Source organism: Chryseobacterium jejuense (assembly GCF_900100075.1).
Classification (GTDB): domain Bacteria; phylum Bacteroidota; class Bacteroidia; order Flavobacteriales; family Weeksellaceae; genus Chryseobacterium; species Chryseobacterium jejuense.
The window spans coordinates 1-12,055 of sequence record NZ_FNEG01000005.1 but is presented as its reverse complement, the minus strand read 5'-3'; the positions used below and the strand labels follow the sequence as shown (position 1 = coordinate 12,055).

16 protein-coding genes are annotated in these 12,055 nt (G+C 35.0%); 12 read left to right on the top strand and 4 right to left on the bottom strand.

From position 1 onward, the window contains the following. Positions 1–3: 3 nt before the first annotated feature. From BLS98_RS15175 to BLS98_RS15165, 3 genes are all read left to right on the top strand, one after another. Positions 4–312 carry a GIY-YIG nuclease family protein gene (locus BLS98_RS15175; RefSeq protein ID WP_089737367.1) on the top strand — a complete coding sequence of 103 codons (309 nt, stop codon included), beginning with the start codon at positions 4–6 and terminating at the stop codon, positions 310–312. Positions 313–479: 167 nt separating this feature from the next. Next, positions 480–1,028, top strand: coding sequence for a Zn-dependent protease (locus BLS98_RS15170; RefSeq protein WP_167356240.1), 549 nt, complete (start codon positions 480–482; stop codon positions 1,026–1,028). Continuing rightward, complete coding sequence (locus BLS98_RS15165) at positions 1,025–1,333, top strand: barstar family protein (RefSeq protein ID WP_045499946.1); 309 nt, start codon at positions 1,025–1,027, stop codon at positions 1,331–1,333. The genes BLS98_RS15170 and BLS98_RS15165 overlap by 4 nt, the downstream gene beginning before the upstream one ends. Positions 1,334–1,866: 533 nt before the next feature. Here BLS98_RS15165 and BLS98_RS15160 read toward each other — a convergent pair. Beyond that, entirely contained in the window at positions 1,867–2,349 is a 483-nt protein-coding gene (locus BLS98_RS15160) for a cytidine deaminase (RefSeq protein WP_089737365.1), read from the bottom strand. A 101-nt stretch (positions 2,350–2,450) separates the two neighbouring features. Between BLS98_RS15160 and namA the strand changes: the two genes are divergently transcribed. The 8 genes from namA to BLS98_RS15120 all read left to right on the top strand — a co-directional run bounded on the left by namA (position 2,451) and on the right by BLS98_RS15120 (position 8,043). After that, complete coding sequence (gene namA / locus BLS98_RS15155; RefSeq protein WP_089737364.1) at positions 2,451–3,503, top strand: NADPH dehydrogenase NamA; 1,053 nt, start codon at positions 2,451–2,453, stop codon at positions 3,501–3,503. Between the two features lie 27 nt (positions 3,504–3,530). Continuing rightward, positions 3,531–3,809 (top strand): DUF2752 domain-containing protein, encoded by a 279-nt coding sequence (locus tag BLS98_RS15150; RefSeq protein ID WP_089737363.1) that lies wholly within the window; start codon positions 3,531–3,533, stop codon positions 3,807–3,809. Between the two features lie 193 nt (positions 3,810–4,002). Beyond that, positions 4,003–4,407: a type VI secretion system tube protein TssD gene (gene tssD, locus BLS98_RS15145; protein ID WP_089737362.1), complete on the top strand. Its 405-nt coding sequence runs from the start codon at positions 4,003–4,005 to the stop codon at positions 4,405–4,407. Between the two features lie 84 nt (positions 4,408–4,491). Further along, a complete protein-coding gene (locus BLS98_RS15140) occupies positions 4,492–5,553 on the top strand; it encodes a hypothetical protein (protein WP_089737361.1) in 1,062 nt (353 codons plus the stop codon). Between the two features lie 211 nt (positions 5,554–5,764). Next, on the top strand, positions 5,765–6,238 hold the full coding sequence (locus BLS98_RS15135; RefSeq protein WP_089737360.1) for a hypothetical protein: 474 nt from the start codon (positions 5,765–5,767) through the stop codon (positions 6,236–6,238). A gap of 95 nt (positions 6,239–6,333) precedes the next feature. Then, complete coding sequence (locus BLS98_RS15130) at positions 6,334–7,116, top strand: hypothetical protein (protein WP_089737359.1); 783 nt, start codon at positions 6,334–6,336, stop codon at positions 7,114–7,116. After that, complete coding sequence (locus tag BLS98_RS15125) at positions 7,116–7,676, top strand: LemA family protein (RefSeq protein ID WP_089737358.1); 561 nt, start codon at positions 7,116–7,118, stop codon at positions 7,674–7,676. Before BLS98_RS15130 ends, BLS98_RS15125 begins: the two co-directional genes overlap by 1 nt. Beyond that, positions 7,660–8,043: a hypothetical protein gene (locus BLS98_RS15120; protein WP_111994780.1), complete on the top strand. Its 384-nt coding sequence runs from the start codon at positions 7,660–7,662 to the stop codon at positions 8,041–8,043. The genes BLS98_RS15125 and BLS98_RS15120 overlap by 17 nt, the downstream gene beginning before the upstream one ends. A 360-nt stretch (positions 8,044–8,403) precedes the next feature. On the opposite strand, the gene BLS98_RS15115 is transcribed toward BLS98_RS15120, so the two are convergent. The 3 genes from BLS98_RS15115 to BLS98_RS15105 all read right to left on the bottom strand — a co-directional run bounded on the left by BLS98_RS15115 (position 8,404) and on the right by BLS98_RS15105 (position 11,289). After that, on the bottom strand, positions 8,404–10,197 hold the full coding sequence (locus BLS98_RS15115) for an endonuclease (protein WP_089737828.1): 1,794 nt from the start codon (positions 10,195–10,197) through the stop codon (positions 8,404–8,406). 379 nt (positions 10,198–10,576) lie between these two features. Next, positions 10,577–11,104 (bottom strand): DUF4136 domain-containing protein, encoded by a 528-nt coding sequence (locus tag BLS98_RS15110; protein ID WP_089737356.1) that lies wholly within the window; start codon positions 11,102–11,104, stop codon positions 10,577–10,579. Between the two features lie 5 nt (positions 11,105–11,109). Next, positions 11,110–11,289 (bottom strand): DUF5522 domain-containing protein, encoded by a 180-nt coding sequence (locus BLS98_RS15105; protein WP_089737355.1) that lies wholly within the window; start codon positions 11,287–11,289, stop codon positions 11,110–11,112. A gap of 40 nt (positions 11,290–11,329) precedes the next feature. Here BLS98_RS15105 and BLS98_RS23605 point away from each other — a divergent pair, with 40 nt between their 5' ends. Further along, positions 11,330–11,656, top strand: coding sequence for a hypothetical protein (locus tag BLS98_RS23605; protein ID WP_089737354.1), 327 nt, complete (start codon positions 11,330–11,332; stop codon positions 11,654–11,656). The last annotated feature ends 399 nt before the right edge of the window (positions 11,657–12,055 follow it).

Below are 12,055 nucleotides of genomic sequence, written 5' to 3'. Positions count from 1 at the left end.
TTGATGAAAGCAGGTTTTATTTACATAATGACCAATAAAAATCATACAACTCTTTATACCGGAATTATCTCAAACCTGCTTAAACGTGTTCAACAACATAAGGAAGCCTATTATTCTCAAAGTTTTACATCAAGATATAAATTGTATATACTTGTGTATTGGGAAGCTTTTCAGGAAATAGGAGATGCCATTGCCAGAGAAAAACAAATAAAAGCAGGATCAAGACAGAAGAAGCTTAACTTAATTAATAGTATAAATCCTGAATGGGACGACCTAACAAACACTATTCAGGATATTATGGATGTTTTTTGAGATTGCTTCGTCACTTCGTTCCTCGCAATGACAAAACCCGAAGTATAAAAAGTAGAAGAGTATAATTTGCATTTAAATCAGGATAAGTAGTAATTTTGAAAAATAAAAGTTTTGTGTATGCACTGTGTTTATTTCTGATGTTCTCATGCTCAGAAAAGAAACCAACAGTGAAAGAGTCGGAACAAAAATCTGTGATAACCATACTGATTCAGCCATTCAGAGATATAAAACCTGAAAAAGTGAAAACAGTTGCCGAAGGAATAAAAAAAATATACCCTAATAGTAAAGTGCTTGAAGCCATAGACTTTCCGGAAAATGCTTATTATAAGGAAAGAAACCGTTACAGAGCAGATTCAACGATTAAGTTTTTAAATAATAGGACAAAAGAAGGTTTTGTTACCATTGGACTTACATCAAAGGATATTAGTGCAACCAAAAGAAAGATAAAGGATTTTGGAATCATGGGTTTAGGATATAGACCGGGGAAAGCTTGCATAGCTTCAGATTTCAGGTTAAATAAAGAGAACTCAGATGAGCAGTTTTATAAAATTGCTATTCATGAGCTTGGCCATACCCAAGGGTTGCCACATTGTCCCGAAAAAATGTGCTTTATGAGAGATGCAGAAGGTAAAAATCCTACCAATGAGGAAACAGACTTCTGCAAGAAATGCAAAACTTTTTTAATCAGTAAAAATTGGAAATTTAGTTCAATATGAAGACAGTATATATAGATTTTACAGACATAGGCGATTATGAGGATTTCTATGCTCAATTAAAAGAAAAAGTTCAGCTTCCTGAACATTTCGGAGATAACCTTGATGCGCTTTTCGATACCATTACCGGAGACCTTGAAATGCCGCTTCACATTGAATTCGTGAATATGACGGTAGATCAGCTTGAAATCTTTGAAGATCTTTTAACCACATTGGAAGATGCAGAGGAAGAAGTGGAAGATTTCACTTTCAGCTACTACCTGGAGCAATATGAAGATGATGAAGACGAAGAGGAAACAGAAGACTAATTGGTAATGTAAAAAATAAAAAGGTTGTTTTAGAAATAAAGCAGCCTTTTTTATTTCTTATACTTTTCAAAGATCTGCTTCATCAGAATAATCTGCGAGAGCTTAAAATTATATATAGAATATTTTCTCGCAGATTTAGGAGATTTCGCAGATTTTTATCTTATACTGATTGTTGGAAAATGCAATGATGCAAAATGAAGAATCTTAGTAATGATTCAGATTCCTCCTTCGTCGGAATGACAGTTTGGTGAAAATTGTCTAATCTAAAATAATTCGTGGCAATATTCAGCGGTATACAATTTTATCGAAGATAAAATCCTTGCGCCTTTATAAAGCGTTAAATGGAAAAAAAATAGCGTCTTTGCGTTTTCCAACCATACAACCACAGTATCAAAATAAAAAAACCAACAGAACTTCTGTTGGTTTAATCAGATAGAACTTATCAGAAAATGTAAGTCCATATTATTTTAAATACCACAGCAAAAACTGAATATTTATTTTAGAATCATGAATTGAAATTCTAAAAATTCGTCTTATAAAAATGACGAATCAAAATAGAAAGGCAACAAATCTTTCACCGCATGTACTTTTACAACTTCCTCATTCATACTCGAAAAATAAAGGTCGATATTTTCGTGCTGCTTGGTTTCATATTCTATTAAACTCTGGCGGCAGGCTCCACAAGGAGGAATCGGAGGATTTTTCTCATGAAATTCCTTAGGACCACCCACAACGAAGATCTTTTTTACCTTTACATCAGGAAAGTTGGCGGCAACCCAAAAAAGGGTAGTTCTTTCAGCACAAAGTCCTGACGGAAACGCTGCATTCTCCTGGTTATTTCCGGAATATATTTCTCCGTTCTCCAGTAATACAGCACATCCCACAAAAAACAGTGAGTAGGGTGCATAAGCATTTTCGCGGGCCGCTTTGGCTCTTTCGAATAATTGTTTTTCTATATCGTTCAGTTCGCTGCTATTTTTAAAATATTCGTAACTGATCTGTATGTCTTTTTTCATATATTGTACAGTAAAAAAGGGGGGTAAAATTAGTTCTTTTTAATGAGGTGGGCAATATTTTATTCTTCCGGTAAAAAAGTTCAATTTTTTAAGACTATAAAATGTTATATACTCCAATACAATTCAGGAATGTAGAATTAAAAAACCGCTGGGTAATGTCTCCAATGTGTATGTATTCATGCGAAAACGGAATGGCTAATGATTTCCATTTTGTGCATTACGGAAGCAGAGCACAGGGCGGAACAGGTTTGCTTATTGTGGAAGCCACAGGAGTAGAACCGAGAGGCAGAATTACCAATCACTGCATGGGAATCTGGAATGATGAACAGGCAGAGAAATTACAGCGAATTGTAGAATTTGTTCATCAAAATTCGGACAGTAAAATAGGAATCCAACTGGCTCATGCAGGAAGAAAAGGCTCTACATGGAATAATCTGCAGATCCCTGTTGAAGAAGGCTGGGAAACCATTGCACCAAGTTCTATTCCTTATCATCCTTCGGAAAGAATTCCGCATGCATTAAGTACAGATGAGGTAAAAGAACAGGTTCAGAATTTTAAAGAAGCAGCCCGAAGAGCCGTAAAAGCTGGATTTGATGTCATTGAAATTCATGGAGCACATGGATACTTGATTCATCAGTTTCTTTCACCGTTATCTAATATCAGGACCGATGAATATGGCGGAAGTTTTGAGAACAGAATCCGTTTTCTTATTGAAATTGTAGATGCTGTAATTGAAGAACTGAATGACAATACAGCCCTTTTTGTAAGAATTTCCGGAACCGAGTATGCGGAAAACGGTTGGGATATCGAGGACAGTGTCGCTTTGGCGAAAGTATTGAAAGAGCATTCTGTGGATCTTGTAGACGTATCAAGCGGTGGAAATATCCATGGCGCAAAAATTCCAGTTTTCAATGGATATCAGGTTCCTTTTTCTTCTCAGATAAGAAGCGAAGCGAATGTGAAAACCGGAGCTGTAGGTTTAATTACAAAAGTAGAACAGGCTGAGGAAATCCTTCAAAATGGAGAAGCCGATTTGATCTTTGTAGCAAGAGAAATTTTAAGAAATCCATACATTGCAGTTCAGGGAAGTTTTGAAATGAAAGAAAACTGCTTCTTCCCTCACCAATATACCAGAGCTAAGATCTCTTCATAATAATTTAAACTATATAATTCCACGGAAATGAAAATAGAAGACTTTATGCTGACCTGCCCCAGTAAGAAATTTCTGGGTGTGGAATGTTTGGGATGTGGTGCCCAGCGGGCCATTGTTCTGGTCTTTGAAGGAAAGTTTTCAGAAGCATTTAAAATGTACCCCGCGGTATACACTGTATTATTGTTTTTTTTCATTCTGGGAGTAAGTTTTATAGATAAGAAAAGAAAATATTCATCTGTTATAATGACGCTGATTGTTATCAATCTTGTGATTATGGTGGTTTCCTATGTTTACAAACATTTCTGATTATAGGGTAGAGAAGCTTAAAAGGCAAAGTCCTTTTTTGAAGACTCTATAATTTTGAAAACAGTAAAGTAGTAGAATTACTACAATTTTTGAAACAGTGACCTTAAAACTTTTTAGATTAGAACATGAAGTCTATCTTTGTTTTAGAAAATCCTTTAAACAGGGCTATCATTAATGATTTAAATTTAAGAATATGGCAGGAAATTCAAGAGGAATCTTAAAATTCAATGGAGGTGAAGGTCAGAAGTTATTAAAACTTAATTACAGCGTTTCAAGAGCTACAGATGTTTCAGGACGTGTAGCATCAGATCCGTCAAATGCATTGATTAAAGTAACCATCGAAGCAACAGAGAAATCTGATGTATTGGAAAGTATACTGAACAGCAAATATAAGCCTACAAGCGGAGAAATCAATTTCAATAAATCTCACGAAGAAGGAACGTTAATTACTTTGAAATGGGAAAATGGATATGTAATTCAACATGAAGTTGACTTTGATGCAATAGACAGCAATAATATGCTGGTTAGCTTTGTAGTAAGCGCGGAAACTATTACTTATGGTAATTCTGAATATGCAGGACTTTGGCCAAGCAGCTAAGTCTTCATCACTTAAAATAAAAAGACTGTCCTTGTAAGGCAGTCTTTTTTATCATAACACCTTTAATTATAAAAAACGAATACAATGAAAATCAATATAAACTATAAACTTTTTACGGCAATGAGTACCATGTGCTTCAGTTTGTCATTTGCACAAAAAGTAGAATTTACCGTACCTAAAAGTATTGATATCCTTGAAAATATCATTTTTGATTTTAAAAATGACTACACAAAGGAAATTGCAGCAGACGCCGCTGCCATGGAGGATAACTTTTCAACCACTGTTGATCTTTTTAACCTGAAATATGATGGTGGAGATAAAAATCCTTACCTGAATCTTGCGCTAAATAAAGGCGCAAAATCCAAGCAATTCATTGAGCGGGCAAGCTGGATGGTGAGCTTTAAGAAGATCTCCAAAAAAAGTACAAAAGTTACTATTGATATTGAATCTATTGTTCCTGATCGTTGGTCAAAGAAGGATGTAGATGTAAAGCTTACTAAATCAACAGGAAAAGTAGAAAACGAAATCAAAGAATTCCTGTTAACCTATAAGAGACCAAATTTTTCTTCCGTACAGGCTACAGCAGATGCGGCAGCAGAACCTACGGAAGAACAGATGGCCGCAGCAGAAGCACAGGCTACAGCTCAAATGGAGGAGCTTGACAATAGAAGGCTAATACAACAAACCACATCTAAGAAGTTACAGGCATTATTCGGCAAGAAACAATTGATTACGTTGCCAACAACAGCTGATACCTTTACAAAACTTTTGGAAATACAGCCAAGTGAGCCGGAATGTGAGACCTGCAAAGGTGGAAAATACTCAAGCTGGGATATCGATGAGGTTTTCAATCTGATCTACGCCAAAATGAATGATGGGGAAGAATATTATGCCCTTCAGTATTATGGAGATCAAAAAGTTGCTGGTTTACCTTATGGATTGGTATTCAATGAAAGCTCAGCTTCAGAATGTAAAACCAAGTTTGCAAGATATAAAGCACAGCTGTATCAGACTACGGTAGACGTTGATGCCAATACTTCAAGCGCTTTAACGGTAGTTACTTTTAAAATGGATAATCGCTTTGTTCGTCTTGAGTTTGGCAACCAATACCTGACCAGACTTCTAGTATCCAATAGAGAACAATAAATTCGATACTCATTATTTATCAAAATAAAATATGACCTTTTTAGGATACTTCTTTTTAATCGTATGCTTATTTTCTTGCTATATCGCTTATAGGATTTTTGATAAAATTCTAAAAAAGAGAAGTGTCGTAAAAGGGAAATCAGGAATTTTAGAAAAGGGATTTATATTGTTTTTTATAAGTCTGTTAATCATTTCTCTCAATTCTATAACGATGGTTTTATCTTATAGTTTTTTTTGGGAGAAAGCATACAGAACCCTTTCGGAAAAACAATATGAAGCTGTTGTTATCGGGTATAAAAAAGAAAATATTGCTACCAAAAATTTCCCTACTTCCGGACGTTACAATAAACCAGTATATTTTCCTAGAGTAAAATACACCAACTTCAAGGGAGAAGAAGTCATAAAAACATTGGATATTACCGATGATCATCCGCCTGCAATAGGGCAGACCCTGAGAATTACAGACAGTGAAGCCAATGAAGATGCCAACAGCATTGAACTCGATTGGATAATGCTCATATTGGGATGTGTTTTTACCGGATTAGCAGCCTTTTTTACATGTTTAGTCAGCACGTATATTAAAAATGAAACCTTTAAAAAGCGGATCACTCTTTCTTTATATGGAGCTCTCGTAATTATTGGATTGAATGTAGGATGTATATTGCTGATGATACTTAAACACTGATGCAAGCCCATTAAAAGAAAAAGCAGAATGATTCTGAAATAAAAATGTATTTTTGAGATAACACTAATTGAAAAAAGATTTCAAACACAAAATATATGGAGAATAAGAAAAAAATGTCACCCACAGGCTATGCCATTTTAGGAATAGTTTTGTTCTGCTTTCTCTATTATATATTATGGCTTATTTTTAAAGAAAAAATGCCGCTGCATGCATACCTTTCAGATATAAATACCAACTATGATGAGTATGCAGGCCTTGTTTTGCATTGTATTCCTCTGGGAATTTTTATCCTGATCTTTTTTACCATTCTGAAGCCTTCCGGAGCCAAACGGTTTTTAAGATTACAGGCTTCACTGCCTACGTCTAAAATAGCTTCACTGGCCAAAGGACTTGTTGAAGTAGAAGGAACGTTAATAATGGAAACTCCTTTGCGCTCACCGGTGAATAATGAAGAATGTATCGGATATTATTACACCATTGAAGACGTTGATAAAGACTCAGATGGAAAGTATACCTATACAACGGTTCACAGGGAGACCCAATGCAATACTTTCCAAATGAAAGATGCTACAGGAACTATTGGTGTCCAGCCCGAAGGAATTGAATTGGTTCTATTGGGAGAAACCAATATCAGCAGTACATATAATAAAAGATATAAAGAAACTCTTTTAAAAAACGGTCAACAGATGCTGTTGGTAGGTTATGCCGATTCAAAAAACGGAGTTCCGTTCATCAGAAAAGATGAACACCGTAAAGTTCTTGGGATTACTTCATCATCAGGAATTTCTGTGTGGAATAAATACCAGCCGTTGTTAAGATCATTTCTTTTCACCTGTTCAATCATTTTATTAATCATCATTTATATACTCATACAATAATGAATCAAACCGTAGCCATCATATTACTTGCCCTGCTTGCTGTAGCAGTGATAAGCTTTCTGATTAATCTATATAACAAATTAGTATTGCTCAAATTCAATGTGGATAAAGCATACAGCAATATTGATGTTGTTCTGAAGCAGAGAGCAGATGAAATTCCCAATCTGGTAAGCGTAGCCAAAAATTTCATGAACTACGAAAAAGACATTCTTACTAAGCTGACGGAACTGAGAACCGTTTACACTACCACCACAGATTCAGATAAGAAAACAGCGTTGGCAAATGAGACCTCAAAAGCTTTATCTTCATTCTTTGCCGTATCTGAAAATTATCCGGAACTGAGATCCAATAATAACTTTCTTGAACTTCAGAAAAGAATCTCGGAACTGGAAAATAAAATCTCCGACAGAAGAGAGTTTTTCAATGACAGTGTTAACCTTTACAACATAGGAATTCATGAGTTCCCGAATGTGATATTGGCAAAAATGCTTGGGTATAAAGATAAAATCCTGCTAGAAGTAACAGAACAGGAAAAACAATACCATGGAGTACAGTTTTAACACCTTTTTCGGTTTCGAGAAAGACCTGATGGCTCATCCCGAAATGCTGATTTTTGCAGCACTTCTTACTCCAATACTGCTGGCGCTTCCCATCGCTTTGGTAGGCTGGGTTTTTAGAAAAATAAAGCTGAATATGTATATCATCAATGTATTATTATATACGTTGATGTTTACCTTTTTATTGGGAATTCTTACCATTTTCGTTCTCTATTTTATTACAGATAGGAATGGAATTAAATTAGCATATTGTTGGTTAACCGTTTTTGCAGGAATGTTCTTTTTCTGCCTGATGAATGAGAAAACCATTACCAAAATGTTTACCGACTGGTCTAAAATAATTGAAGAAAAAGATAAGCTTAGTAAGTAAGGAAGCTGGGGGTTGGTAGCTGGAAGTTTCTAAAGTCTGATAAATAAAGGAGTTCATTGAAACAGATTAACAAAGATAATTTGAATCAACAATTTTATCGCAGATAAAATCTTTGTGCCTTACTCTCCAAAAATATAAATAAATCCTTGCGTCACTCAACATCAGAGTTCTGTCTTTTGCTTCATCAAATCAACTTGCTGATTAAATTCTTTACTCATTAAAATAAAGAACTCCAAAAATAAAAACTTTACGTCTGAACATAACATTCAGAAAAATCTGCGAAATCAGCAAGATCTGCGAGAACAAAAATGGCTGGCCTTACAAGAAGACCAGCCATTTTTTATGATGAATATTTTTGAATTATTTAACTAAAAACTGCATCGTAGTTCCATCCAGTTTTAAAATATAAACTCCTTGATTAAGCGTTTCTGTTCTGATTACATTACCATTTCTGAAAGGTCTGTCAATTGTTTGCAGAACTTTTCCTTGTAAGGTATAGATCTCAGCTTTTTTGATATTCTGAACATCACCTTTTACAGTGATTTCCTGATTCGTGATCGGGTTAGGGGTAATTTTAAAGCTTTGTGTAGCCTCTGGGGTAACACTTTGAGCTTGTCTGACAGAAGTTCCGGAATAACATGTCCATTTCAGATCATCAATAGCCACTCTGTTGCTGGTTGATTTATTCACAAGGCTTACCGTTACATTTCCGGAAACATTAATATTGTTGATAGTCGTTGTTGTTGCTGTAGTACTGTAAGGAATTGTTCCTACTGTAGTTCCGTTTACTTTCACATCAAAAGCATCATTATTTCCTGAGAATTTCAACTGTGTAGTTACTGTTAAAGAACCAATACCATTAGCAGAACTTCCTGATGTTAATGATCCGTTTCTTACTGTAATTGCTTTATTATTGATCGTTTGGTCAGTTCTCGAATCTGTAGCGGTCCATGAAATTCCACCATTGCTCCATGTTTTGGTAGAATAGGTAGAACTTGCAGCTGGAATTGATTCAAAATTTTCATTGGCACAATCTGTGGATGGATTAGGATTGGTTGTTCCTGCATTTGTTGTTCCTGAAACGGAAGAACTGTTAGAAGATGAATTTCCTGCAGCATCTTTGGCTACAATATAGAAACTATAAGTTGTAGATGGTGTTAATCCTGAAATTGTAGTAGAAGTTGAACTTACCGTAGTTTGCAGACTTCCATTCATATAAACATTGTAGGCAGAAACTCCCACGTTGTCTGTAGCAGCATTCCATGTAAGAGAAATACTGTTAGATGTTTTGGCAGATACGGCTAAACTTGTAGCAGTTGTTGGAGACTGGGTGTCACTGGTTGGTTGTTGAGAACCCCAGATAAGATTTACATAGCTTGGATTATCAATAAAAGGGTTTCTATTTCCTTGATAAGTGTAAGAAGCATTATTTCTCTTGATTTCAGCCTGAGAAACAGGATCCTGATTATGCCATGCTAAAAGAACATTCAGTTCCCAGGTCTGAAGCCCCGGAAATGTAGAACTTCCCAACATATTTCCAGAAGAAAAAGAAGAAAGTTTACTCTGATAACGCGTTACAAAATAGAAGATCATACGGGCAACATCCCCTTTAAACTCATCAATCGGCTCAAAAACGGTCCCTGAATATCCAGAAGAAGCAGAATTACCCAATTTTGATCCATTTTGGGAAGTAAAAGTAGCACTCCCAACCTTTCCGAATGGATAATTACTTCTCATTCCATTTACTTTACCATCTGTAGCTCTGATGAAGTGAATATCCGCCACCATTGGTGAAGCCTGACTAAATAAGCTTTGAGGAACAATATGCTCTCTGTTATAGCAATTTCCTTCCGTAGAATAAGTACCACACTGGTTAGATCCTGGTGTATATTTATAAGGATCGGTACCTACAGGTTTCTCTGAATAAATATCAAGAATAGATCCATCATTTTCGTAGTCTTTATCAATGTCAGTGGTCTTATAGGCTGTCCATAATCCATTGTAGCCTTTATCCTGATGTCCGCTGGTGATAATGCTGCTTAAAGCAGTTTTTAAGGCTGCACCACTCAATCCGTTGGCAGAGTTATAGTATCCCGAAGGAGCCTGAGCATAGGCAAGCCCCGAGAATACAGAGAATAAGATGATTTTTTTCATATTAATATAATTTTCCACAAGATTACTACATTTTTGTGAATAAAAAATTACATTATTATTAATTTTGAATGTACCGCATTTTGCTTTCACCAAAGAAGGATAAATGATGATTGATGAACGATAATTGATACCCAATGAAGAAATAAAGTTGGCGAAAATGATTGTGAAAACTTAGCTTATTTATCCATCTTTGTCATTCCGTGAGAATCTAAATTTCGGTATTCATATTGTAGGCTAAACTGAATAAGAAAAGAAATTTAGTAGCTTTAATTTTCCAACTTGCGCCTTGCATCACGTACCTGTATCTCAAAAATAAGCATTCATAAAAACAAAAAAGCCAGTACAAAAGTACCGGCCTATATAATAATAGCTATCAATCTTATTTTCTTTGTGGCGGATAATTTTTCATAATCTCAGCCATGATTTCAGGAATCTGTCTCTGTTTAGACTTTGGAGAATCTACAGAAATTCCGCTTCCGATACCCTGCCATACCAGTTTATTGGATTTTGAATCAATAAGGTCAACAATAAGCGCTCCTTCATTATAATTGCTTGTCCATGTTCTGTTCATTCCAACACCCCATCCGAATGGGCCGCCCCAGCCCCACATTCCGTAAGGAGAAGAACTTTGTATATCTGTAACCTTCTTATGATTTGCTTTTACGTTGACAATAAGATCAGGGTTCTCTCCGGACTGAAGTCCTTTGGTCTGAAGCTGTCTTGAAAGCTCATTCAGAACTCTGTCTTTATCAATATCATTCAATTTAAGATCATCAATTCTTATTTTATATGTTTTGTAAGAATTGAAATTGGCGGTTTCAGCATAATCTGAACGTACCTGAAACGGGCTACAAGAAGTTAAACCTAATGTAGCTGCTGCCAACAAAATAAAAATATATTTTTTCATTTTATTTATTTTTTTTTGTCAATTTTAATGAATGTATCAGTCTTTTTATCGTACCCGTAAGGACAGTGCCTGCAGCCGCTTTTACAGCAATACCCTCTTTTCAGATGGAATTTCTCTGTAAAAACTTTATATCCCTGTTCATTATAATAAAAGTCTTCACCTTCTTTGATGTCATAATGGGCCATAAGTTAAATGCAAGTCAAAAAACTTTTTATATTTGTTAGTATGATAATTGTATGCCAAAAGCCATTAAAAAAACTAAAAATTAACGGCATTGCTCTCTTTCCCTTTATCTTCATTAGGAAATCCGAAGATAAGGAAAATTATACACTTATCAATCATGAGAAAATCCATTTGAGACAACAGCTGGAGATGCTTATCATATTTTTCTATATTTTCTATGTTATTGAATATTATTACTGGTTTTTTAAGCTAAAAGACGGTTATCAGGCATACAGAAGAATCTCATTTGAAAGAGAAGCCTATGCCAATGAACATAATTTGAATTACCTTAAAAAAAGAAGGTTCTGGAACTTTAGGAAGTATTTATAGGAGATAAAAGATAAAAGATAAAAGATAAAAGATAAAAGATAAAAGATAAAAGATAAAAGATAAAAGATAAAAGATAAAAGATAAAAGATAAAAGATCTTGTCGTTAAACAACTATTTTTCTCCTTGTATATCCACACGGATATCAATATCAATAGGGGCGGGCTTTAGCCCGGCCAGACAAATAAATCATAATTTCATTGGCTTTAGCCAAAACCTAAAAATAAAACACAAACATCACAAATAATGTCCCAAATTACACAACCATACGAGAAGGTATTAAAATGTAATAATCTGTGTCAATCCATGTATTCTAAGACATATGCAAATTATATCGTACTAAATTTACAAAAGGTTGTTCTCTTTTTACTACAGCAAACATTCTATACACGAGCTTACAAC